Genomic DNA, 23,259 nt, shown 5'->3' with positions numbered 1-23,259 from the left:
GTGATATATCAAGTCATATACTGTCTAGTTGTAGCTGCTTAGTGCATGAGAGAGTTTTTTAACATATGCATCTTTGAGTTCTTGAGGTTCAAGGATTATCAAATCTGGAAGCCATTTTTGGATAAACGGTAAAATTTCAAGCTCTTGTGTGTATTCTAAAGTAAAAATAACACTTCCATCTTCTTGGCGTTGTTTAAATTTTTGAGATGAAAGAAAAATCTTCATGCCATCTTCAAAGTATCGTGCTATATTTTTTGTAGCTTTTATTTTTGCTATTTTTTTTGGCTCATGAAAAAGTGTCATAGAATTTTGAACGGTATTTAAAAATTTCATCTGTTTTTCAACAGTTGATGGTTGAAAGCTTATTTTTGTGGCATAGTTGACACTCTCTATAAAAGAGACTCTTCCAAAACGGAGTTTTTCATCATTGTCCACAAAAGCAATATACCAGTTATTATCCATAAAAATTAGCTTTAAACACTTGAGGTTGTCGTACTCACTTTCATCAAACATAAATTTTATTTTTCTATACTCATGAAGTTCAACTGCTGTTTTAAGACGCTTAAACATCTCTTTAGATTCAAAAGTATTTACATCTTCAAAAGGTGTGTTTTTAAAGATATAGATATTTTTATGTTGGTTTGTATATTGCGCTAAACTTTTAAAAATCTCAGGATCTGCATCATGAGCCATATAAAAAAGCCAACCGATTTCATTTGAATTTTCAAAAGTTTCTATAAAAAGGTCGATAGGTTTTATAAGTTTATAGGTTTTTTTCTTTTGACCTTCAAGTAAAACTATGCTATCAATTACTGTAGATAACTCATAAAGAAGCCTATCTATCTGTTTTGGTTGTAAGGCAAGCTTGTCTTTTAAAATTTCATCATAGCCGGTTAGTGTCTTATCTTGTCGTAGTTCAAACTCTTTTAAAATGGCTTTGTATTTTTGGAATGTGTTTAAGTCTGCCATGTTTAAACCTTTTTAAAGTGATTTAGTAAATCAGAGGTAGATTTTTCTTTAATACATTTTTCATAATACCCATTCAGCAACCCTTTAATTTCTTTTTTTATGTCCTTAAAAGATTTATTATCTGAGTTTGCATGTGCAAGATTATTTCTTTTTTTGTCTATTTCGTCAAAGAGCTCTTGAATATACTTTGGAAATGATAATTGAATTTGTTCATAATCTTTTTTAGAGATCTCAATCTTTTTTCTATCATCTTGATATTTATCCCAACTTTTCCAATTTAAGTTTTTAAAAAAATCACCAATTTTATATATATCATGATTAAATTGATTTTCAATCTCATCTATAAGTTCTTTATGATGAATTTTTATGCTTGACTTAATATAAAGTCGAATACTTTCATTTAGTAAAGAAAGGCTCAGTAACATGTAGTTTTTTTCAAATAAATCTCTTGCTAAATCATAGTATGTTTGGTATCTTTTTTTTCCTTCATAGGCAGTAAGGATTTTTATCTTTTCTTTTAATGTTTGTGCTTGTTTTTGAATAGAGACATCTTTGACTTTATCAAGTTCAATTTGCAGTTCTTTTGAAGTTGTTTGAAAAAGATTGTTTAAACTAAGAGCCATAATGTCATTTGAAAAATTATTAAGTTTTTCAATAAGTGTTTTATATTTATCCACTTTAATATGATTAGCTACTGTATAATTTTTTTCAAAAGAGGTTAAAATAAAAGATATGTTTGCAAGATCTAAGTAACTCTTTAAATCTATCATTTCGTAAAGTTTATATTGTTCTATTTCTTTAGCAAAGAGTATTTTTTTTATTTTATCTTCATTTTGAAAATTTTGAATAATCAAATCAACAGTCATTAAAATAGGTAAATGTCTAAAACCATGCGATACATCTACAATTATTTCATCATATTCTTCTATGGCTTCATCTATGATTTTAAATATTACATCAAAATCTTTATCATCTTCAATAAGATTTTTTTCATCAAAATCTATATTAGAAACACCACTTTTTTGCAAAACAATCTCATTTGTTTTTTTTGCCTCTTGAGTATATATAGGTACAATAGAGTATTTGCTTGCATATTTTTCAATGAGTAGTGGCAAAGTGTTGTAATAATCTTTTGTATCAGCTTTATTCTTTTCAAAATAATACTCAGCTTTATTATGCTTTTCATCGCCGCCAAGCATCCCCAAAATGGTAATAACTGCTTTTTTCTTGTCTTGATTTGCTTTCTTTTTTATATTAAATATCATCTTATTCTCTTGTTTTTATTTAAATCTATTGCAGTAACCACTCAAAAAGTGGTTTAATATAAATTTTCTTTTTATCTATTTCAATTTTACTACTTTCATCTTTTGTTATCAAATAAGCTTCGTTAAGATTGAAATACTCCATCGCTTCTAGTAGCCCATTAACCTCTCTTTGTCTTGTCTTTTCCTGGTTAATTTCATAGCTTACATTGACCAATATCTCACCTTCATCTAGCTTTGCATAAAAATCAACCTCTTGATTCCCTTTGTAATAATAGATGTTTTTTGTTTGTCTTCTTAGATGTAAAAAAACAATATTTTCATAAAGTTTACTTTTGTCTTGCCCAATTGCATAATCATATATTTTTTTAAAACCATTATCTATGGCATAAATTTTTTTAGGATTTCGCTGCTCTTCTTTAATAGAGTTTCTAAAGATAGGAACACTAAAAAGTGCGTATGCATCTTCAAGATATGCCATATAGTTAAAAATAGTATCTTTGCTCACTTTAAAACCTTGAGACTTAAACTCATTGTAAAGTTTTGTAAAGCTAAGTAGCGTTGCAATATTGGTAAAGCAGTATTTATTAAGATGTTTTAAAAGTGAAGTATTTGAGATGTTGTGCCGTTGTGCTATATCTTTAAAAACAATAAGCTCCAAATAATCACTTAAAATTTTTCTTGCTATAAAACTATCTTCATTTATTGTTTCTGCAAATCCGCCATCAATAATATAGCTCTCAAAGCTGTTTTTTATAAAACTGAGCGATTTTGAAGAGTGAAGATTTACTTTTATTTTTTTAAACTCTAAATACTCCTTAAAAGAAAATGGAAAAATTTCAAAACTGATAGTTCTTCCCCTCAAACTTGTTGCTATTTCCGTTGAAAGAAGTTTTGCACTCGAACCTGTTATAAAAATAGAAACATTTAAAGTGTCATAAATCCGTCTAACATAAAGCTCCCATCCATCTACAACTTGCACTTCATCTAAAAAGAGATATATCTTTTCATCTCTTTTTGCAGGATATAGTTCAAAATACCCATCTAAAATCAAATCTAAACTTTTGAGTTCTAATCCAAACAATCTGTCATCTTCAAAATTTAAATATAAAATATTTTCTCTTGGCGTGTTTACTCTAAGTTTTTTTATGAGATCAAACAAGAGAGAGCTTTTTCCACTTCTTCTAACTCCAATCAAAGAGATAATTTTTTTACTATCTAAGGGTACCTTATACTCCCTTGGTAAAATCTCTTTTATCTCTCTTTCTATAAAATCAGTAATGATTCTTTTAAATAAATCTTTCATTTGTGTCCTTTTGCATAAGGATAATTATATAGATTTTCATACTTTTTGTAAAGACCGTTTATGACAAATTTTCCATCATCGTTTTAATTTCAAGTGTTCTTTTATAATCTTTATATGGTTTAGGCGGTTTTGGTTTTGGCTCTTCTTCTTTCCACTCTTGGCTTTGCATCATAAGTTGTTTTACTTTTTCTAGAGCTTCTTTTTTAAACTCGTCTAAACTACCATTTTTCACACTGTTTAAAATAATAAGAGAATGAGACATAGTTTTATTTGGTTCAGCATCTATAAGAGATTCTATTTTAACATCAAAAGGGGATAATTTAGAGAGTCTTTCTTGTTCAGCTTTTTCTTCTGCTTCCTCTTTTTGTTTTTGCTCAAGTTCTTTTTGCTCTTTTTCTTTTACTAATCTCTGTGCTTCCTCTTTTTTATTTTGTATCTCAACTTTAATAGCTTTTTGTTTAGCATCTACAGCTTCATAATAGGCTGTTTCTTGATTAGCAATTTCTTTAAGATGCGCTTGATAATTGACATCTTCAATAAGTTCAATTTGAATCCAACCAAATTCTTCGTCATACATGGTATCGGAACTATATAGAAAATGAGTTGCCAATAGTTTCCCATCTTTGTTTTTTAATCTAGATGCATCATCTCTTTCGACCATGTAATCCATCCCGACATTTTTACCAATTTTTGCCATAAAGCTATTTTTTGTTTCTTTATAACGGCTGTTGTATCTTTTGCTATGATAATCTTTTAACATAAACTGAATTTTTTCAAAGGTTATATTTGTATCAATTGTGCAAATAAATTCACTCTTTGGCGCTATAACTTCTATAATCTGATAAATACCTTGTTTGCTTTGTTTTTGGGGATCTCTATGTTTTCTATCTGCAAAGCCTATCTCTGTGCCACCACTTAAGAGCATGGCATCCGAGACAATAAGATTCTGTCTTGCATCATTTTCACAAACTTTTGGAGAATAAATTTTCAACGCTGTATCTAGCATCCCTTTGATGCTACTTCCAGGAATAATAGCTCTAAATGTATTTGGATTTTTGAATGTCGTTTGAATCTCAAGCAAGTTTTGATTTTTTTTGCCATCAAGATTCATTTTTTTATCGTATTGTGTTTGTACCCGCTTAGATGCATTGCACTCAAAGTTGGCAATATTTTTAGCTTTAGATTTTTTTGACTTATAAAAATCTATAACTTGCATATAATCTTGCATTTTTGTATTGAGAGATTGTTTATCTAGATCGTCTAAACTTTTATAAAATAGCACTTCATCAAAGTGATAAAATTTATGCTCATCAATCACAAAATTTGTTGGCTCATATGCTTCACCTGTTCCAATATGCACAGGACTTAATGTAGTAATCTTAAGCTTATAGTGATGTAACTTATCTCTATCTACTACTATTTTATTATTCATTTGAGAGCTCCTTTATTGGTAAAACAATTGTGTAGCCTTGATGTATTGTGTCGGAATAAGATGAAATATTTGTAATAGCTTTTCCCAAATATTGCTTTTGCACTTTTGTTTCAAAGTCTATAACTGCTGCCGTATCTGCTAGAAGAATAGGCTTTTTAAAAGGGTTTGTATTTGCTCTTGAAGCACCACTTTTTCCAAATCTCGTAAAAGGTTCATAAAATATTGCTTTGCACTTTAACTCATGTGGTATAAAAGGGGAAAGAGTCATGTAAGTAGATGAAGAACTTAATTCAATATCAATAATTTCAAATTCGCTTACATCAAAGCGACCCTTTCCGATAGTGCTATCCTTACCATAACCCATTTGACTTACCAGTTCAAAACTTTTTTTGAGCTCTTCTAAAGAAAAATCTTTGCGTAGCAAAAAGTAGATATCTTTTTTACTTAATGATGTCTCTTTTTCACTATAAGGATCAAAACCCTTTCCTCCAGTTGTAGATGTTTTATAATTAATTGCATTATGTATAATCGTCATGGATGTATCAATATTTTGAACTTCTTTATCTGTTTTTGCTTGATGAAATTTTCCATTTTTTAGCTCTTCAAGAGTAAGCCAAATCTTCTTTCTATTTACTTTTTTATCATTTGCATCCTCGTTTAGATAGAAACTTGGCATCATCGGTTTTGGAAGATGATTCAATGCAAAGGCATCTGAAACAATTAAAAAAGGGTTTGTTTCATAATCACTTAGTAATTCTTTTAATCTCTCCTCACCAAAAACAAACCTAATAGCCCAACACATTTGCCCAAAGAGTGTATCGCCTTTGAGCAGTGTTGAAAAATTTGAACTTGGTGTTATTGTTGTTTTATAAAGTCTCATAATCTACTCACTTATGTGAAATTTTACTCTTCCATATCCACGAGATCCGCTTCCACCCAAATAATCATTTGCTACTAAATTCAGCCCATCTTTTACCATTGATATAAGTTCTTCTTCGTTGTCTTCTTCAAGTATCTTAACTCTTATATCAAAATCAAATTTGACACCTGCCGGTACTCTTTCAATTTGTCTTGGATGTTCTGCTGTTCCTTTTTGTCTATTGATAACATTTTCATATTTTGCTTCAGAAACTTTTTGATCATCAACTTCAACTAAAGGGCAATCCCCTACACTTATACGGGTAATGGGTATGATTTCATTAAATTTATCATCTGATTTTCCATTTCCAAAAAGTTTCAATAAAGTTAATGCTTGACCTCTTTTTAAACCATCATTAAAAACTGCATCATCCAATAACTTTGAGTTAAAAGGTCCACCATCTGCTTTAGTTAGATTGACTAATCCTAAATTCCATTCAAGCAAGCTTCTCATTTTGCCTTTGAGGGAACTTCCTGGTATATATGGTTTGTCTGTATTGATGTCTTTTATAACCCCATTATCAATTCCGCCTATCTTCATGGTATCATCACCACCACCTATATGAAGCCCACTCAATAACTCGATTTGACCTTTTATGCTTACAATTTTCATTTTAGTTTCTCCCCTCTAAGCTTTTATGAAATCCTATGACTGCTTCAAAAAACAGTTTAAATATATTTAATTCCTCTTTTGTATTTACTTGATTGATACAACTGTTCATCATCTCAACAAAAGGCTTGTTTATCAAATTTCCACCTGCAGATTTTCTAGCACTTGCATATGCAACTTTTGAATTTAACATTTTTACAAATGGTAAAATTTCTCCATCAAAATCGTTTGAATGTTTCGCTTTATTTGTTAAATCCAGCACTTGATCAAAAAATTTTCTAATTTGAGTATTTTGAACACCATCTCGTCCTACACCAATTTCTTTTGCCCATTTCTGAGCTGTTAGATTTAACAACTCTTTATCTTTCTTATAATCTAAAATTATCACGATTCTCTCCTTTTATATATAAATTCACTCAAAAACATTTTTGTCTCCTCCGGGTATTTGTCAATCATAGTGCTTACATTGGACATAAATTTTCTGTTTGATTCTTTGTCCATATCCATATTTCTATAAAAACTATAGTTTAGTTTTGATTTCCATATGGTTGCTTCTATGTCTCCGCCTTTTACTTTTTTGCTCATTGCTACCAGTTCTATCAGCCTATATAAAAATGCCGTATTGTCTGATAACAAATTGAGTTCTTTCATTAAACCTTTATCATCAAGATAATCATCCCATTTGACAGTTTCTCCAAATAAGGATATAGCATCTTTTAGCTGACCATTAAAGCCCTTATGCTCTTTTGCTTTTTCCAGCCAAGATTCAGAGATTTGTGCTATAAAATTGACCGGTTTATTTGACTTTGTCATAATCATTCCCGCAGATAAACTTAGTTTTTCTTCACAAAACTTTCTAAAATCATTTCTAATCTCTTTAGAGAGTCCAATAACTTCATCCCAAGCTCCAAGAATAAAAAGATCATCCCCTCCGGCAAAAATTGTATAAGTGTTTTGATATTTTTTATTCATAAGATGTGGAACATAAACACTAAAATAATAATCCACCATACGGCTAAAAAAATTAAATTTTGCAAATGAATCTGTAATGGTTGAATTTTTTATAAAATCTCCCATACTATCCACATCAGCCTTTAAAGCCATAAGAGCTTTGACGCCGCCATGTTCATTTTCTTTTACGCTATTGTTTGCCAAAATCTCAAAAGTAAGCGGTTGCAAATCTTTATCTTTGGCTACATAAGAGCTTAATTCCCATTTTGCATATCCGCGAAATTCGCTCGTGTTTGATAAGTCATAAATAGCGATAGAGTTTTTATAAACTTTGGGGTTTTCTATAAATTTTATATAAAAATTATCAAAAATATGAATTGCCGTTTCATCTTTTGTTATAACAAGAAAATTCTCTTTTGATAATTCTGTTCCTATTTTAATAAAATTTGAACAAGTTTCACACTCTGTTTTATTTTCTGCTTTTTTTCTTTTATTGCAAAGTGGGCAAAGATTTTGATTGTTTAAATCTTCATCTATTTCAAAAACAAAGCTTTTATTATGAAGTAAATCAAATTTGTTAAATTTCATTTTTTCCACTTCCAAAGAGAGTTTTGTTCTTAACTTTTGATAATCCCTCGTTGAAGTTCCTATAAAATCAGCCAAAGAACATTCAGCGTAACAAACCCCAACACCTGTTTGACCATAAAACTCTTTTACAAAATGTGCGTTTAGCTCTTTTTTAAACTTTGCAATTATCTCTTTGTTTTGTTCTTTGTTTGGAGCGAGTATTTCAAACTTACCGGCACTGTCGCTTATGATGGCTAATCTGCTCAGTCCAAGTTTTTCACAAAGGCTAATGGCCACAATTTTTGTCAAAATCTGAATATATGCTGATTTGGCTCTTAAAATTTTGCTTGCTTTTTTTGCTTCAACTTTGTCAAAAATAAATTTTTGAATTCCAAAAAAATCTCCAGCTATGAGCATGAAATCATTTTGCTCAATATCACTTGGTGCTTTTTTGTAATAATTTAGCACATTATCGCGGTTTGATTTATCCATCGCTTCAATAGCTCCGCTAAAAAGTGCGGTTGTTTTGAGATGATCATAGAGTGGGATATTTGCTTTTACCGCGTCATAACCACCTTTTGTAAATGTTGTTGATGATGGTATAAAAGTTGTATGCTTTTTTAACAGATATTCTATTGTAGCTAAGTCTGTGTGTCTGTTTCCTTTGTCTATTTTTTCTAAATCATATATAAATTTTTTCCATAAACTTATATATTCATTTTGATTTGATTTTTCACTTTCTGAAAATATATTTTCAACATGAAGTACATCTATTTTATACTCTTTTGTTTCGTTAAATATATTTCTTAATCGCTGTGTTTTAAAATTTTCACTTTCAAAATCTGCATTTGAATTATAATCATCAAACTTTTCCCTCTCAAACCCACTTGCAAGTCTATCTGCTGAAGCCACTATCCAATAATCATCACTTCCATCTGTCTCTTTAAGATCGTGGTGCATGGCACTATAATCTACGAGTGTAGGATCAAGCTCAAAATAATCAGTCATAATCTGCGCCGAATATGCGGCATGTAGATAGTTGTATCTATTTTTTGAAAATTGTGAACTTCTTAAAGGCATCTCAGCCCTTTGTCCAAATTTTCCAATATCATGTAGCAAACCTGCTATAGCTAAGTCTTCATTTAAACTACTCACTTCATCTCCTCTATCTCAATTTTTCCCAGTCCAAAGACTGTGCTTTTTCCACATGCTAAAATCTCTCCGAGTTTTAATACATGGTAACTTTTTTCATCTATATTTTTTATCTGCATCTCTCCCACTATCCCCCCTAAATTCATTGTAGTTTTTTGTCTGTTGCTTTGTCGTGTGAGCTCTTTGTATTGAAGTTGTTTTTGTACTACCTCACCGCTTATCTCATAAGGGAATTTTTTTTGAGGTTTACCAAGTATTTGCAGTTGACGCTGATAAATAGAGTTGACCACATCTTGTAACTCTATACTCTCATTACGAATAAATCTATTCTCTTTTTTAATCCGTAAAGGTGTTACGAAGTTGATATTAACATGTGAAATAGGTTCCGGTGTTTTAAACTCTTTTATAAAGTTTGGCGGAAGCTTAAGCTGACCATTGGCAAAAGCATTTTCATCATTTATATACATATCAAACTCTTTATAGGTTGTTTTATCTTTACCTAGACCTATTTGTGTGAGCATCATATGAAATGCTGAAACTACATAAGGAAGTTTTGCACATGCATCGTTAAAAAGATAAAAATTAAATTCATAATACTCTTTACCAAGTTCAAAATCAAAACGGTATTTGTGTGCTTCATTTTTTGCTTCATAAAATTCATGATAAAGGCAATTTGATGTTGCAAAACAACCATCACATGTAAAAGATGGGTTGATGCAAGTCACTTTTTTGAGTGCGTATCCAAAAGCTCCACGAAGTTGAGAACCTATGAAATAAGGTGGCTTTAAAGCACTCTTAAAAATAACTGTTATTTTTGAATAAGTCATGACTAGTACTCTCTAAATGATATATGAGAAAAATAACTAATTTTTTCTACTGTATTATCACGATATATTTCTTTTGATTGCCTTTTTGTAGTAGAATATATTGTTTTTCGTTTATTTTTTTTACAGAAATTTACAGTGCTATAAGTCGCTCCAAAATCGCCTTGCACTAAAACATAATCATTTTTTGAACTATTATTTAATATAAACTCTTGAATAGGATTTAAATAATTTTTCATATCATCTATAGATGATGGTATGTTTGACCATTCATTTTGCAATTTTTTTGGCATATACACAAATTCATTTATATGTAGTGTATTTTTAGCATCATCTATTTGTTCATCTGTCAATGTGTGTGAAAAAATTAAGATCATTTTCATTTATTATCCATTTTTTATTTGCTAAGTATTTCATCTATAAGATAGAGAGTAGTTTTCAAAGTTGTTTCAAATTATAGAAAATACTGTAGACACATAATGTCTAGTAAATTCTAATAACTTGGCTTATTGGCATAATGCTCTCTTGTTTTCGCTAGATAGTCATAGTAGATGGTGCGAATGGTTGAGTTTATGTTTGAGAGCCATCTTGTTACATCACCCCAAGAACCCTCTTTGTAATACTCTTGTAAAAATTCCATGTCCGATTTTAGTTCTGAAAAATCTATTTTATTTTGATTTTCATTTATAAGCAATTTCAAATCAGCTATGACTTTGTCTAGATTGCTAATATCGCCATTTCTGCGAATGCTTACTCTTGTGAACTCTATGCTTTGTTCAAGAGTTTTGATGGATTCTTTATTTAGTCTCATAACCCTCTCCATTTTTAAGATGGCAAAATTGTAGATGTTTGTATGGGCATATTTTGACTGTATATAAAGTTTATCTATTTACTAAAATCTACATTTAGACAAAATATGTCTATAATTAAGAGTATAATTCTCCCATAAAAGGAAAAAAATATGACCAATCAAACAGCAAGAGTTTTAGAGCTTTTAAAAAGATTCAATAACGGCGAAAAAGTATGTATAGATGTGCTTCAAAACGATACTATGTGGTATGGCAAAAGCGAAAAAACTATACGCAGAGACCTTGATACCATAAAAGAGTACTTTCCTGAGGGGTTTGAACTTATCCGTGGAGCTAAAGGAGAGAGGGGATGTTATAAGGCTCTCACAAAGGGACTGTTTGAAAACTTTTTAAATCCCGATGCTATAACACTACTGGTTCAAACTTTTGCTATTGCGCAAAGAAGTCAACTCTTTGATACTTTCAACATAGAGCCAAATGACAAAAAAATCTTAGCATCAAAGATAAAAGAGATAAGTAGCTATTATGAGTTTAAAAACAAACCTTTTGAATCTAAAAAAGATGACATGGTCATATTTAAAAAACTCGGCAGCTGCATCAAGTATCAAAAATGCATCGTGCTGGACTATATAGCAAAAGACAAAGTAGAGCAAATCGAAGTAAAACCTTACAAGATTGTCTTTATAAATGAAAACTTCTATCTTGCTTGTGAGGTAGATCATGAAGAGTACCAATTTTCTATGTTTAGAATCTCTAAGATAAAAAACATAACTGATACCCCAAAAACATACCAAAAAAACTATGATTTAGAGGATTTTATAAAGTTTATGCAGACCCCATTTGCGTTATATAGACGAGACTATAAAAAACATCTCATAGAGATAAAGCTTGAAGTAAAAGCCGCTAAAGCTTTCTTCTTTAAAGCCAAAAACCATCTAGCTTCTCAAAATATCTTAGAGACAAAAGAGAACGGCAACTTGATAGTCTCATACAAAGTAACGCAAGAACTTGAGATAGAAGAGCTTCTAAAAAGATGGCTACCACATGTAAAAGTGATAGAACCGTCATCTTTGAAAGAGAAGATAGAGGGAGAGTTAAGAGAATACATCACTGATTAAAGCTTTATCTATAATTTTAAATATACTTGGATATTCATATCGTTTGAAAGAGAAAAAAAGGAAGAGATGGTAGCTTGTAAATTTCACTCCAATGTTTCCACTTTTATATAATTTAGTGAAATGATTTTAAAAAAGTGTTGGCGAATTTGAGCAGACTAATTATGGCTACACATGGTTCTGCAATAACGATTTAAAGTAAAATATTTTACACTATAGCGTAGCTCAATAGTGAAATTACTTCCATGTGTTGACACCACTGCTCAAAATCAGCATTTTTGTGTGAAAAAGGTTTGCTTTTACACTCAATATACAAATCATCATCCCATGTGTTATTGTTAATTTTATCTATAAGAGCCTTGATGATACTTGAATAGTATTTACTGCTAATTACTTCATCCTCTTTACTTTCCATATTTGGATTTGGGATATTTGGAATTTTTCTTAATCCATTGTGCGATGCAAAGATGTCATAAAATAAGTCCTTATTATTAACCAGTACCATCAATCTAATATAGTCTATTAACCACATAATATCATCTTCCTCTGCGAGAAGATATCTATATAATGGTCCCCAATCATTTTTGATATTTAACTTTATATACATAAATAATTGATTAGATATAGGAGAGTTTTTTATTGATTCAATTAATGTTTTAGAAGATATTAGCTCTTTTTTATGTAGCTCTACCCAATATAATTCAACATCTTCTATATTTTTAATATCATCTGACAATAATCTCACAAATAACGGAAAAATATCAGATTTTGAATGATAATGCATACTGTAAATAAGTGAAATAAATTGAAAAGCTTGTTCATTATAAAAGTTATCAATAAAAGATTGATCATCTAATCGTTCTATTTTTCCATTTTCTAGAAATTCTTTTAAATCTTCTTTTTTAAAATACTTTTCAAGTAGAGAAATTATAGGACGCTGCTCTTTCTTCCAAGCAAAAATTGTCCGCTCAGTATTGCCTATTAGTTTAGAAATTGTTTTATACATAATGAGATTATATCATTTTTATCCTAGTAAATATCATTATGCTGATATAAATTCATAATATATAAGCTATTTTGAGTATTACTATGATATAATAACATATATTTTAATATATTTATTTTCTAATGAGATTATTTCACATTTAGTATTATGAAGCAAGGAGTTATAAAGTGACTATTGATATATTAAGTGATTTACATTTTGACAACTACTTTCCTATGCAAATGGGAAATAAAAAAGCTACAGAAGTTTTGAAATCAATGTATGATCCAATAATTTTTAATAATAGAACCAGAGCCGCTGGAGATGTTCTTGTTATTGCTGGTGATATCGGGCACGACAATGAGCAAAATATACAATTTTTAAAGCTTTTTAAAAAGCTATATTATAAGTATATTATTTGTGTTCTAGGTAATCACGATTATTATCTTAACAATAAGTCAGCTCAATATGATTATGATAAAAACTCTTTCAACCGTGCCAAAGAGATGATAGAGCTAATCAACTCAGAAAATGGCTTATATTGCCTGGATGGCAATGTGATTGAAATAGATGGTGTAAGGTTTGGTGGTTGTGCTAGTTCATACAGTAATGCTTATTTAAAAGCTTACTTTCCGCTAGCAGATAATCATAAAGCAAATAATGAGATGTGGAAAAACTGCATGTACGATGCTGAGATGATGTTTGGAGTAGAAAACTATAATGATCTTTACAATATAGAATTACCAAAAATAGAAGCAGTTCATAAAAAATGCGATGTGATGATTACACATGTCAATCCGTCATTTATGAATGAGCATATAGCCCAATCTTACAGGGGACATCAAAGTAATATGTTTTTTACATTTAACGGACATAAATTTATGCAAGATGGAACTATGAAGTACTGGGTATTTGGACATACTCACGATAGACTTGAATATGAACATAATGGCGTTAAGTGCATTTGTAATCCTTTTGGTTATCCATCAGAGAGTATGTATGGAGATGATATTTTGATTAAGAGTATCGAGGTTTAATATGAAAGATGAGATTTGGGTTTGCGGAGATGTTCACGGCGAGTATGAAAAATTAGTACGACTGTTAGACAAACTGCCCAAAGATGCTAAAGTATGTTTTGTCGGTGATTTAATTGATAGAGGCTCACAAAGTTCTAAGGTGCTGGAATTGGTAATTGAAAAGGGCTACCATTGTGTATTAGGTAATCACGAATTGATGTTAATACAGGCTCGCAAAAATCCTAATGATTGTTATCAATGGAAGCTTAATGGCGGAGACGCAACTCTTAGCTCATACAAAGATGGGTTGATACCAGATCATCACTTAGAGTTCTTGGCAAATCTGCCTATTTTTAAATATTTTGAGCTTAAAGGACATATGCCTCTGGTTGTCTCTCATTCATACATACACAATGATTGGCTTGGAAAAAATCATAGATTTTGCACCTACGATGGCTATGACATACTTTGGCGTCACGGATTCAATAGAGAGCATTTCAACAAAGAGAAAGAAGTCCAAAACAATATCTTTAATATTTTTGGACATACTGCTTTGAAAGAACCTGTAATTACAGACACTTATGCGATGGTTGATACGGGAGCGTGTTATGTTACTAGCAAGGATCTAGGTTATTTAAGTGCGATACATTATCCTAGTTTGGCTGTGAAAAAGGTTTTTTAAGTGTGAAAACAAGAGCCGTGAGCTCAAAAAATATAAAAGGTTTTTAAATGCAAATAACTATCACGCCAGAAGAAGAGTTTGAACTTCAAAACACTGTCAAAAGCGAAGGTGCGAGAAAAATTGTTAGAGCTGCTATACTGAAAAAAAAAAATTAGCACTTCAATTGAAGAAAAAACCAATAATGATTTTGCCAGTGCTCACCGCAAGATGTCAACGGCGGAGTTAAAATGGGCAGTATGAAAAGCTGCTAAAAAGTAGTTTTTACAACCAAAAGCTTAAAGAAACAAATTAATTTTGTTAAAGTCTCTTTTCAAAAAGTTGAAAGGGGATAAGTGCTTAAAAAAGGTGAAGTAAAAATGATTCATAAAATGCTCAAAGATGGGCTTAGTAAAAGTGCTGTTGCACGAAAATTAGGTATCAACAGAGATACTGTTGCCAAATACGCAAAGCTGCCAGAAGGCTACATTCCCGTTATAAAAAGAGAGGCGGTAGAGACTACAGTAGATCCCTATCTTCCAAACATTGCCAGAATGTTGGAAGAGGCACACAAGCTTGGTGTTGCAATACCAAACACTGCAATCTATGATGAGATTCAAAAGATAGGCTACAGAGGAAGCCTTCGTTGGATGAAGGATATCATATCACGACATGAGCTTCGTCAAAAGGTCAAAGATGAAGAGCCTCTTGTGAGATTTGAAACAAAAAAAGCCCAGCAGATGCAAGTGGATTGGGTAGAGTTTCCAAAAGATGGCTTATCTGCGTTTGTAGCTACCATGGGATACTCCAGAACATCGTATGTTGAATATGTGAGTGATGAAAAAGTAGAGACGCTTATTAAGTGCCATATGAACGCATTTAGCTACTTTGGCGGAGTGCCCCATGAGGGTCTCTATGACAATATGAAGACGGTTATCACTAAGCGTAACGCTTATGGATTTGGTAAGCATAAATTCAATGAACAGTTTCGAGACTTTGCCCAAAAACACTGTGGGATGGAACTTAAAGTCTGCAAGCCATATCGTGCGCAAACAAAGGGAAAAGTAGAAAGATTTAACCACTATTTCAGATACAGTTTTCACAATATTTTTAAAGTAAGACTCTCAATGATGGGGTATAAAATGAGCTTGGAGAACGCCAATGCAGCAGTTATGGATTGGTTGGATTTTACAGCTAACTCCAGAGTACATCAAACAACCTTATATAAACCATTTGACTTGTTGGCAGAGGAGCAATCGCAGTTGCATCCTCTACCTAAGCCTTATTGCGGTGTCCACCCAACAAAAGCTACAGCTCAAAGTGTATCAAAAAATAGCCAAACATCCAATAGAATTACCATCCATATTCCCAACCGCGACTTACAACGCTATGATGAGTTTATACCCGCCGTTGCCTATCTTGTGGTGCCTGCATACGCTATAGGGGGAGCTCTATGGAACTAATCACCAAGATTGAAACGCTTTGTCGGGAGCTACAATTAAATACGTTTGGCGAGATGCACCATGAGCTTAGTAATCGTGCTGCAAAAGAGAACTGGAAATACAGTGAATATTTGTATGAGATGCTCAAATTTGAATCTGACAATAGAGCTAAACGCTCTCGAATTACCCTTACAAAAATGGCGGGGTTTCCCACTATAAAAACACTTGAACAGTTTGATTTTAACTTTACCGTAGGGGTTAATCGAAGACAAGTTGAAGAACTTGCTACACTGGAGTTTGTAAAACGAAACGAGAATATTATCCTTCTTGGGCAATCAGGTGTGGGTAAAACCCACTTAGCTATTGCTCTTGCCTACGGGGCAGTGCAAAAACGGATTAAAGCTCGGTTTATTACCATTTCTGATTTGATTATGCAAATGAGTAATGCCAAAAAAGAGAAACGCTACGACTCTTTTATTCGTCAAGCTATTATGGCACCATCACTCCTTGTAATTGACGAAATAGGTTATTTCCCAATGAGTAAAGAGGACGCTCACCATTTCTTTCAAGTAATCTCCAAACGATACGAAAGAGGAGCAACCATCGTTACGTCAAATTTGGTGTTTAGTCAATGGAGCGGTATATTTGCGAATGACAAAGTGGTGACTACTGCTATACTGGATAGATTACTACACCATTCACACGTCATAAATATACTTGGGGATTCGTATCGTTTAAAAGAGAAAAAAGATGAAGGAGTAGTCAATTCAGACTTATATAAGTTTAAAGAGGAAAAATCAGTAAAAGGAGGAGATTAAACCGTCGTTGCTTAAGGTTACTATTCGTAATATTTTTTACGAAAATCTGCCGAATTTAACTCCGCCGTTGACAGGTATAATTTCAATTTCATCAAGCCATACGCCTTTTTGTTCAAGCTCTGTATTTGAGATTTTGCGATCCTTGTATTTGATACCTCTGTATTCATATTCTTTTTTTGCTTCCATTTTTAATCCTTTAGTTCTAATAATTAGAATTTATTTGTATTAATAACTATACAATTATAAATATTAAAATATTCTTAAATTTATTAATATTTGGAAGTAATTTAATATAAATTGTATATAATTATAAATATTGTAATATAAAGGAATTTTTTAGATGAAAAAAAAAGGAAAAGAATATAAAGAGATTGCAATAAAAATATTTTCAACAACGCTTGCAACCTATTATAATTGGGACAATGAAAACAGGCCAATTATTAAATTACTTGAAAAATATTTCACAAAAGAAGACCTACAAGAGTTTTTGGCGGCTGGCAAAATTCAAAAATTTGAAAAGTTAAAATTTTCACAGGGGCTTTTATCTCATTATCGTGATTCTTATTTTAGTTATATTCACGGTAAAATGAGACGTATTAATAGTTTGCATGATTATATTCTTCGTTATTATTTTCAATATTTATACTACTTAAAAACAAATCTTAATCAATTTGAGATTTCCAAAAGACCATTTCATGCAGCTGCTATTTCATTCGCCATCAAGCAGCGAAATGAGTTTAATCAAAATGAGATAGATAGTTTTCATTTGTTTATTGATTTGATTGATTTTCTTGACGATGAGGCAGGTATGTGGTTTTATTTTTCCTATTTGTTACAAAACGACATGATAGATTTTTTAGAAGGTGTGGATTTATCACCATTTTTAAAAAACGGCAAGATTGTAAGCATTGAAATTGATGAAGAAAAAGATTATACAGATAAAGAGCTTGAAAATATAGCAAATAATCTTGAAACCAAAAGCCCTGTTTCTGTTCAAGGACTAGACCATTATTATTTTTATCACTGTTATAATAATATAGCTCCTTATTCTATAACAGAAATTGAATAATTTAAAGCGCTTCGGAATAGTTGTTTACTTTCCTAAAGCTCTTTTAGGGGGCTGAATTAATGCCTCAAGCGGCAGATGTAAACCGCTTGAAAGTTTTGTAATCATTGAGAGTGATAGTGAAATTTTTCTGTTTAGAAGTTCAGAAACTTTGCTTCTATTTCCGATATACGGCACTAAATCTTTTTGTTTTAGGTTCATTTGTTGCATTCTTATTTTTATAGCTTCGATAGGATCGGGTTCAGATATAGCCCAATTTTCTTCTTCATATTTTTCAATCAATAAAACTAAAACTTCAAGCTCATCACTCTCTTTACTTTTAAGTGGCGGATTTAGTTCCATCAACCTATCAACTTCTTGTAAAGCCATATCATATTCTTGTTCATTTCTTATAGGTTTTAATAACATTTTATATCTCCTCTGCATTTATTCTGTCATACTGACTATGAGTTCCTATGAACTTAATTCTAACAATTTTACGAGGATAATCAATATGCACTACCAGCCTAAAATCATTACCTTTAATATTAAAAACTACACGGTTGTCTTTTAAAAAAGATGCGCTTGCGTATATCTTTTTAATATCATCAGGTGTGTTCCATGTAGACTTTTTTGCGTCCGAATACCAAACCTCTAATGCAGTCTTAGCATCAGAATGTTTCTCATAAAACATTACTATAGTTCTTTTACTGATTATATTCATGTTGTTATTGTATTAAAATTCCCTTTAAAGGAACTTTAATATAATAATTAAAATGTACGCGAAATTATCAAAAGTGGGGTAAAAAGCGGGGTAAGGTTTTTTTGTTTGTTTGATTTTTCTTTTTGAAAGTCTTTGGAGAGTCGTTATTGAGGGAGTTTTGCAGTGGTGGGTTCTGAGTGACTCGAACACTCGACCACTCCGTTATGAGCGGAGGGCTCTAACCAACTGAGCTAAGAACCCACTGTTTCTATAAAAGCTTTTGCTTTGTAGGTCGGAATTATACTTTAGCCTAGCTTAGATTTTTCTGATGACTTAATATCTTTAATCTTAAAAACAACTGCGTACAGAAGTGGTACGTATACAAGATTTAAGGCTGTTGCCCATGCTATACCAAATCCTAGAGAAATTGCCATTGGCTGAAGTATCATAGCTTGCCCTGAAGCAAAAAATATAAGTGTTGAGAGTCCTAGAACAGTTGTGAGAGATGTTAAGAAAATCGGTCTTAATCTTGTTTGAGCCTGTTTCATTAACTCTTCTGTATTTGTTGCATTTTTTATAAAACTAACAACTATTAAGCCATCATTTACAACAACCCCCGCAAGGCCAACAACTCCTATCATTCCTGGCATTGTTAGGTTAATTCCCATAACCATATGCCCAAAAAACACGCCAAGCAATACAAGCGGTATTGTACTTATAACAATTAAAGATTTTTTTATCGAGTCAAATAACCAAACAAGTGTGATAAAAATTAGAAATATTGCAATAAGTGCAGATTGAAGCATCTCTCTTTTGTTTTTTTCGTTCTCTTTTTCTTCACCCTTTATATCAACTCTAAACCCACTCTCTTTTAACCTCTTAAACGTAGGTTCTAATTTTTTCATAGCTTCAGAAGATGTAGCAATTTTTTTATCTAGCGAAGCAACAACAGTTCTTATTCTTGTACCATTCTCTTTTTGAAGAGCTACAAATCCTTGTGCCATAACAAAATCAGTTACGTCTTTAAGTAAAACAAATTTGTCTGAAGACGGTATTTGAACTTCAATGCTATTTATAGAATCAATTTTTTGATTAACTATGCTCTCTATTTTAATTCTAACAAGTCCATTATCATTAAACATCTTTCCATATTCGCCCTTTAGATAGTAAGAGCGAAGCTCTCTTGAGATAAGCTCCTCGTTAAAACCTAGCTGTTGTCCATACTCGTTTACGCGTAGCTTTAACTCTTTCTCACCTAGCGTTGCATCATTTGAAACATTATTTACGCCATCTATTGATGTTAACGCATTTTCTAACTCTTTTACACCCTCAATAATTTTTTCTTCATCATTTGCAATAATACTAATTTCAATATCAGATGCAACAACACCAGCTCCTGGAACTTTAACAACGAGCTCTTCAAAAACTTTTTTTCCACTACTTTGTAAATCCATAAAAGGATCTACAACTTTTTGTACATCTTTTGCAATGTCAACAGCGTCTCTTTGTCTCTTTAAAACATCCTTATCATACTCTACAGATAAATATGGGCTTATATATCTATCAAAAGCGTTATCTGGGGCACGTTCACTTAAATCTATAAAGATATGAAAAAGATGCTCACCAGTCTCAACCATATTTTTTGCATCAAGCTTAAAACCAATTATAGATGTTATGGAAGATATATCATCGCCTTTTATATTTTTAAGTAGCTCTTTTTCTAACTCAGTTACAATAGTTTCTGTATCTTCGAGCTCATTATTTACATTTACTTTGCCATAAACATAAACCTGTGTTGTATCAAAATCTGGAAATAGTTGAAATTTTGAATTTTTAATCATAAGAGCAGTTAATGATAAAATTGTTACTACAATTAAAGTCAAAGATAGCACTTTTCTTCTAAAGAAAAAGTGTAAAACAGCATTATGCCACGATGACAATTTAGTCCAAATCTTTTTTGCAAAACTATCTTCTTTTGAAACTTTTAAAAAGTCATGTGCATGTAAAGGTAAAAAGTAAAATGCTTCAAAAAGAGATGATAATAAAAGTACAGTTATCATAATAGGTATGATTTTTATGAACATTCCCATCTCGCCACTAAGTAAAAGCATAGGTAAAAATGCAAATACAGTAGTCAGAGTAGCTGTTAAAACCGCAGGAAACATCTCTTGTGCACCAACAATCGCTGCTTCTCTTCTTGGCATACCCTCTTCTAAATGTCTGTATATATTTTCAGCTACAACTATAGCCTCATCAACTAACATTCCAAGGGCTATAAGTGCACCAAGAAGAGAGAGCATATTTAGACTATCGCCCATTAATTCAGACGCAATAAGCCCAATCATAAAGCTAACAGGTATTCCAATTGCCACAACTATTGCGATACCACGATTTACAAAAAGCAGCATTGCTAAAAAAACGAACATAAGACCAAAAACTATATTTGCAAAAACAGTGTTTAGACGATTTTTAATCCACACAGAGGTGTCAGCATATATCTTATACTCTAAATCTGGATGCAATAGCTCTTGCTCTTTTAAAAGAGTACGTACCCGTTTAACAAGCTCTATCGCATTTCCATCTTCTGACTTTGCAATATTTATAGAGATGTTTCTCACTCCATTATAGTGAGAGAGCTCGGACTCATCGCTAAGTTTAAAAGCAACTTCTGCTATATCTGCTATACGGACTTTTACGCCACCAACACTAATTATGGTCTGCTCAACAGCCTCTTTACTCTTCTCTCCATTGTATGTAGAAATGTATAGATGAGAACCCCTGTCTTTAATAGTACCAATTGGAAAAACAGAGCTTATATTTTTAATAGCATCTACCGCTAAAGCTGGTTTAAGCCCATAGGCTAATAGTTTTTGCTCATCAATATTTACAACAAGCTCTTCATCTGCATCACCTCTAATGGTAACTTCACTGAGCTCTTTAAACTTGCTAAGTTCACTCTTAAGCTCTTCTGCTCTTTGTAGTAGTTCCTCTTTTGGTTTATCTCCAACAAGAGCAACGAGAGCTAGTGGAAAATTATGCAGTTGAATTTTGGCAATTGGTTCCGCCATATCAGCTGGGAGATCTTTTTTTACACTTCCTACAATATCTTTAACATCATTTAAAACATTTGCATTGTCAGAATTTGGTTTTATATCTGCGATAATTACAAATGAACCATTTTTGATAGTTGTTTTAACAGTATCTAGTTCTGCTATATTTTGCAGGTCATCTTCGATAGTTTTTACAACCATCTTGTCTAAAATATCTGCGGACGTTCCAACATAACCACCAGATATAGTTACTTTATCCATATTCATAGGAGGAAATATCTCTTTTGGAATATTTATATATGCAAAGATAGAGAGGACAAATATAAATGTTAAAAGAATGTGATTTAAGAGAGGTTTATCAATTGCAAATTCTAAAAAACGTCTAATCATAATATTTCTTTAAAAAAGTGTATCAAGGATTTGATTTTTAAATCTAATAGACTCTACTGAGGCACGAATAAGCCTGTTTTCCTCTTTTAGAGTGTCATATTCACCTTTTAGTTTCGCGATATCTCTACTTGTAAAATAGATTTGCTGTTGAATATATATTTTAGGAAAAAGCATAGCAACTATAAAAAAAACAGTCAGTAAAACATAAAAAAAATAGTTTAAATCCAACGCTTTTTTTGGGTTAAGAACAGCATCTATCTCTTCTAAAAGTTCTGTTTTTTCACTCATATTATCTATCCATCTCAAATACTCTCATCTTTGCACTTCTACTTCTTGGATTCTCTTTTAGTTCATCCAACTGCGCAATTATAGGCTTTTTTGTTAAAATTTTTCCCAAAGAGTTATCGTTTGAGCATGTGCATCTAATGGCTTCTGCTGGGCATATACAATTAGCCCTCCACTTGTTAAATACATTTTTTACAATTCTATCTTCAAGTGAGTGAAATGAGATAATTGCTACTTTTGTATCTGAAAATCCACTCTCTTGTATAGTATCCAATAGTGATTCTAACTCACCAAGTTCATTATTTACTTCTATACGAACTGCCTGCATAAGAAGCGTTGCGGGGTGTATTTTTTTTCCACTTGGCATAAGATGTTTAATTGCTTCTGAGAGCTCTTTTGCCGAATAAAACGGACGATTATTTACTATAAATGATGCTATTTTTTTATAATTTCTAAGTTCTCCATACTCTAAAAGCACCCTCTCAAGCTCAAGTAATGAGTACTCATTTATAACGACACTTGCACTAAGTGGCGCATTTTCATCCATTCTCATATCAAGGTTTTCACTAAAAAATGAAAATCCTCTCTCTTTTTTATCGAGTTGAAGAGATGAAACCCCAATATCTGCCAAAATTCCTCTAATATCAGCTACATCATGCTCTTTTAAAATTTCTTTAATTACAGTAGAAAAACGCCCTTTTTTTATAACAACTCTATCTTTATATGCTTCAAGTCGTTTTGTTGAAAAATCTATTGCACTCTGATCTTGGTCTATTGCTATTAGTTTTATATCTGGATTTGCATCAAGAATCATAGAAGAGTGTCCGCCATAGCCCATAGTACAGTCAATCACTATTCCGCTTTTTATATTTTGAAAGAGTTCTAAAACTTCTCTGTAAAGAACTGGAACATGTGGAATTATTTGCATTTACAGCCTGTATATTTTTTTAAT

Annotated in this window: 24 protein-coding genes and 1 tRNA gene; 6 read left to right on the top strand and 19 right to left on the bottom strand. The window is 31.6% G+C overall.

The genetic code is table 11. The annotated features are described in order from the left end of the window. Window positions 1-24: 24 nt before the first annotated feature. From AC6H33_RS04185 to AC6H33_RS04135, 11 genes are all read right to left on the bottom strand, one after another. Window positions 25-969, bottom strand: a complete 945-nt coding sequence (locus tag AC6H33_RS04185; RefSeq protein WP_497605700.1) for a WYL domain-containing protein — start codon at window positions 967-969, stop codon at window positions 25-27. Between the two features lie 2 nt (window positions 970-971). Further along, a complete protein-coding gene (locus AC6H33_RS04180) occupies window positions 972-2,234 on the bottom strand; it encodes a CRISPR-associated DxTHG motif protein (protein WP_497605699.1) in 1,263 nt (420 codons plus the stop codon). A 25-nt stretch (window positions 2,235-2,259) separates the two neighbouring features. Beyond that, a complete protein-coding gene (locus tag AC6H33_RS04175; RefSeq protein WP_497605698.1) occupies window positions 2,260-3,537 on the bottom strand; it encodes an ATP-binding protein in 1,278 nt (425 codons plus the stop codon). Between the two features lie 58 nt (window positions 3,538-3,595). After that, entirely contained in the window at window positions 3,596-4,969 is a 1,374-nt protein-coding gene (gene csm5 / locus AC6H33_RS04170; protein ID WP_497605697.1) for a type III-A CRISPR-associated RAMP protein Csm5, read from the bottom strand. Continuing rightward, window positions 4,962-5,849 (bottom strand): type III-A CRISPR-associated RAMP protein Csm4, encoded by an 888-nt coding sequence (gene csm4 / locus AC6H33_RS04165; RefSeq protein ID WP_497605696.1) that lies wholly within the window; start codon window positions 5,847-5,849, stop codon window positions 4,962-4,964. The genes csm5 and csm4 overlap by 8 nt, the downstream gene beginning before the upstream one ends. Before the next feature lie 3 nt (window positions 5,850-5,852). Beyond that, the gene (csm3, locus tag AC6H33_RS04160) at window positions 5,853-6,500 is read right to left on the bottom strand and encodes a type III-A CRISPR-associated RAMP protein Csm3 (RefSeq protein WP_497605695.1); all 648 of its coding nucleotides are present in this window, start codon (window positions 6,498-6,500) and stop codon (window positions 5,853-5,855) included. A gap of 1 nt (window position 6,501) precedes the next feature. Further along, window positions 6,502-6,885 carry a type III-A CRISPR-associated protein Csm2 gene (gene csm2 / locus AC6H33_RS04155; protein ID WP_497605694.1) on the bottom strand — a complete coding sequence of 128 codons (384 nt, stop codon included), beginning with the start codon at window positions 6,883-6,885 and terminating at the stop codon, window positions 6,502-6,504. Beyond that, complete coding sequence (gene cas10 / locus AC6H33_RS04150; RefSeq protein WP_497605693.1) at window positions 6,882-9,170, bottom strand: type III-A CRISPR-associated protein Cas10/Csm1; 2,289 nt, start codon at window positions 9,168-9,170, stop codon at window positions 6,882-6,884. Before cas10 ends, csm2 begins: the two co-directional genes overlap by 4 nt. After that, entirely contained in the window at window positions 9,167-9,994 is an 828-nt protein-coding gene (cas6, locus tag AC6H33_RS04145; protein WP_497605692.1) for a CRISPR system precrRNA processing endoribonuclease RAMP protein Cas6, read from the bottom strand. Before cas6 ends, cas10 begins: the two co-directional genes overlap by 4 nt. Window positions 9,995-9,996: 2 nt before the next feature. Beyond that, entirely contained in the window at window positions 9,997-10,374 is a 378-nt protein-coding gene (csx20, locus tag AC6H33_RS04140) for a CRISPR-associated protein Csx20 (protein ID WP_497605691.1), read from the bottom strand. Between the two features lie 110 nt (window positions 10,375-10,484). Then, the gene (locus tag AC6H33_RS04135) at window positions 10,485-10,802 is read right to left on the bottom strand and encodes a hypothetical protein (RefSeq protein ID WP_497605690.1); all 318 of its coding nucleotides are present in this window, start codon (window positions 10,800-10,802) and stop codon (window positions 10,485-10,487) included. 150 nt (window positions 10,803-10,952) lie between these two features. Here AC6H33_RS04135 and AC6H33_RS04130 point away from each other — a divergent pair, with 150 nt between their 5' ends. Then, on the top strand, window positions 10,953-11,918 hold the full coding sequence (locus tag AC6H33_RS04130) for a helix-turn-helix transcriptional regulator (protein WP_497605689.1): 966 nt from the start codon (window positions 10,953-10,955) through the stop codon (window positions 11,916-11,918). A 205-nt stretch (window positions 11,919-12,123) separates the two neighbouring features. Here the strand turns inward: AC6H33_RS04130 and AC6H33_RS04125 are convergent, their stop codons facing one another. Continuing rightward, complete coding sequence (locus AC6H33_RS04125) at window positions 12,124-12,921, bottom strand: hypothetical protein (protein WP_497605688.1); 798 nt, start codon at window positions 12,919-12,921, stop codon at window positions 12,124-12,126. Window positions 12,922-13,088: 167 nt separating this feature from the next. Here AC6H33_RS04125 and AC6H33_RS04120 point away from each other — a divergent pair, with 167 nt between their 5' ends. From AC6H33_RS04120 to istB, 4 genes are all read left to right on the top strand, one after another. Next, the gene (locus AC6H33_RS04120) at window positions 13,089-13,937 is read left to right on the top strand and encodes a metallophosphoesterase (protein WP_497605687.1); all 849 of its coding nucleotides are present in this window, start codon (window positions 13,089-13,091) and stop codon (window positions 13,935-13,937) included. Between the two features lies 1 nt (window position 13,938). After that, a complete protein-coding gene (locus AC6H33_RS04115; protein WP_497605686.1) occupies window positions 13,939-14,598 on the top strand; it encodes a metallophosphoesterase in 660 nt (219 codons plus the stop codon). A 332-nt stretch (window positions 14,599-14,930) separates the two neighbouring features. Continuing rightward, window positions 14,931-16,037, top strand: a complete 1,107-nt coding sequence (istA, locus tag AC6H33_RS04110; RefSeq protein ID WP_497604551.1) for an IS21 family transposase — start codon at window positions 14,931-14,933, stop codon at window positions 16,035-16,037. Next, on the top strand, window positions 16,028-16,834 hold the full coding sequence (istB, locus tag AC6H33_RS04105) for an IS21-like element helper ATPase IstB (RefSeq protein WP_497604552.1): 807 nt from the start codon (window positions 16,028-16,030) through the stop codon (window positions 16,832-16,834). The genes istA and istB overlap by 10 nt, the downstream gene beginning before the upstream one ends. Before the next feature lie 36 nt (window positions 16,835-16,870). On the opposite strand, the gene AC6H33_RS04100 is transcribed toward istB, so the two are convergent. Further along, window positions 16,871-17,020, bottom strand: coding sequence for a hypothetical protein (locus AC6H33_RS04100; protein ID WP_497605685.1), 150 nt, complete (start codon window positions 17,018-17,020; stop codon window positions 16,871-16,873). A 154-nt stretch (window positions 17,021-17,174) separates the two neighbouring features. Between AC6H33_RS04100 and AC6H33_RS04095 the strand changes: the two genes are divergently transcribed. Then, window positions 17,175-17,903: a hypothetical protein gene (locus AC6H33_RS04095; protein WP_497605684.1), complete on the top strand. Its 729-nt coding sequence runs from the start codon at window positions 17,175-17,177 to the stop codon at window positions 17,901-17,903. 24 nt (window positions 17,904-17,927) lie between these two features. On the opposite strand, the gene AC6H33_RS04090 is transcribed toward AC6H33_RS04095, so the two are convergent. The 6 genes from AC6H33_RS04090 to rsmH all read right to left on the bottom strand — a co-directional run bounded on the left by AC6H33_RS04090 (window position 17,928) and on the right by rsmH (window position 23,235). Then, entirely contained in the window at window positions 17,928-18,308 is a 381-nt protein-coding gene (locus tag AC6H33_RS04090; protein WP_497605683.1) for a helix-turn-helix domain-containing protein, read from the bottom strand. A gap of 1 nt (window position 18,309) precedes the next feature. Then, the gene (locus AC6H33_RS04085; RefSeq protein WP_497605682.1) at window positions 18,310-18,573 is read right to left on the bottom strand and encodes a type II toxin-antitoxin system HigB family toxin; all 264 of its coding nucleotides are present in this window, start codon (window positions 18,571-18,573) and stop codon (window positions 18,310-18,312) included. 193 nt (window positions 18,574-18,766) lie between these two features. Continuing rightward, window positions 18,767-18,843, bottom strand: a tRNA-Ile gene (locus AC6H33_RS04080). A gap of 44 nt (window positions 18,844-18,887) precedes the next feature. After that, a complete protein-coding gene (locus tag AC6H33_RS04075; RefSeq protein WP_497605681.1) occupies window positions 18,888-22,022 on the bottom strand; it encodes an efflux RND transporter permease subunit in 3,135 nt (1,044 codons plus the stop codon). A 9-nt stretch (window positions 22,023-22,031) separates the two neighbouring features. Further along, entirely contained in the window at window positions 22,032-22,310 is a 279-nt protein-coding gene (locus tag AC6H33_RS04070; protein ID WP_497605680.1) for a hypothetical protein, read from the bottom strand. A 1-nt stretch (window position 22,311) separates the two neighbouring features. Continuing rightward, window positions 22,312-23,235, bottom strand: a complete 924-nt coding sequence (gene rsmH / locus AC6H33_RS04065; protein ID WP_497605679.1) for a 16S rRNA (cytosine(1402)-N(4))-methyltransferase RsmH — start codon at window positions 23,233-23,235, stop codon at window positions 22,312-22,314. Window positions 23,236-23,259 lie beyond the last annotated feature (24 nt).

The sequence above is a fragment of the Sulfurimonas limnophila genome (assembly GCF_059705345.1).
This window is presented reverse-complemented; position numbering and strand designations above follow the sequence as displayed.

Excerpts from the sequence above, each read along its gene's own strand:
- AC6H33_RS04115 (WP_497605686.1), top strand. The coding sequence starts at position 13,939 with ATGAAAGATGAGATTTGGGTTTGCGGAGATGTTCACGGCGAGTATGAA.
- AC6H33_RS04100 (WP_497605685.1), bottom strand. The coding sequence starts at position 17,020 with ATGGAAGCAAAAAAAGAATATGAATACAGAGGTATCAAATACAAGGAT.
- cas6 (WP_497605692.1), bottom strand. The coding sequence starts at position 9,994 with ATGACTTATTCAAAAATAACAGTTATTTTTAAGAGTGCTTTAAAGCCA.
- AC6H33_RS04075 (WP_497605681.1), bottom strand. The coding sequence starts at position 22,022 with ATGATTAGACGTTTTTTAGAATTTGCAATTGATAAACCTCTCTTAAAT.
- csm3 (WP_497605695.1), bottom strand. The coding sequence starts at position 6,500 with ATGAAAATTGTAAGCATAAAAGGTCAAATCGAGTTATTGAGTGGGCTT.
- csx20 (WP_497605691.1), bottom strand. The coding sequence starts at position 10,374 with ATGAAAATGATCTTAATTTTTTCACACACATTGACAGATGAACAAATA.
- AC6H33_RS04070 (WP_497605680.1), bottom strand. The coding sequence starts at position 22,310 with ATGAGTGAAAAAACAGAACTTTTAGAAGAGATAGATGCTGTTCTTAAC.
- AC6H33_RS04180 (WP_497605699.1), bottom strand. The coding sequence starts at position 2,234 with ATGATATTTAATATAAAAAAGAAAGCAAATCAAGACAAGAAAAAAGCA.
- AC6H33_RS04185 (WP_497605700.1), bottom strand. The coding sequence starts at position 969 with ATGGCAGACTTAAACACATTCCAAAAATACAAAGCCATTTTAAAAGAG.
- AC6H33_RS04085 (WP_497605682.1), bottom strand. The coding sequence starts at position 18,573 with ATGTTTTATGAGAAACATTCTGATGCTAAGACTGCATTAGAGGTTTGG.
- AC6H33_RS04175 (WP_497605698.1), bottom strand. The coding sequence starts at position 3,537 with ATGAAAGATTTATTTAAAAGAATCATTACTGATTTTATAGAAAGAGAG.
- AC6H33_RS04135 (WP_497605690.1), bottom strand. The coding sequence starts at position 10,802 with ATGAGACTAAATAAAGAATCCATCAAAACTCTTGAACAAAGCATAGAG.
- AC6H33_RS04095 (WP_497605684.1), top strand. The coding sequence starts at position 17,175 with ATGAAAAAAAAAGGAAAAGAATATAAAGAGATTGCAATAAAAATATTT.
- AC6H33_RS04125 (WP_497605688.1), bottom strand. The coding sequence starts at position 12,921 with ATGTATAAAACAATTTCTAAACTAATAGGCAATACTGAGCGGACAATT.
- AC6H33_RS04130 (WP_497605689.1), top strand. The coding sequence starts at position 10,953 with ATGACCAATCAAACAGCAAGAGTTTTAGAGCTTTTAAAAAGATTCAAT.
- csm4 (WP_497605696.1), bottom strand. The coding sequence starts at position 5,849 with ATGAGACTTTATAAAACAACAATAACACCAAGTTCAAATTTTTCAACA.
- csm5 (WP_497605697.1), bottom strand. The coding sequence starts at position 4,969 with ATGAATAATAAAATAGTAGTAGATAGAGATAAGTTACATCACTATAAG.
- rsmH (WP_497605679.1), bottom strand. The coding sequence starts at position 23,235 with ATGCAAATAATTCCACATGTTCCAGTTCTTTACAGAGAAGTTTTAGAA.
- AC6H33_RS04090 (WP_497605683.1), bottom strand. The coding sequence starts at position 18,308 with ATGTTATTAAAACCTATAAGAAATGAACAAGAATATGATATGGCTTTA.
- istB (WP_497604552.1), top strand. The coding sequence starts at position 16,028 with ATGGAACTAATCACCAAGATTGAAACGCTTTGTCGGGAGCTACAATTA.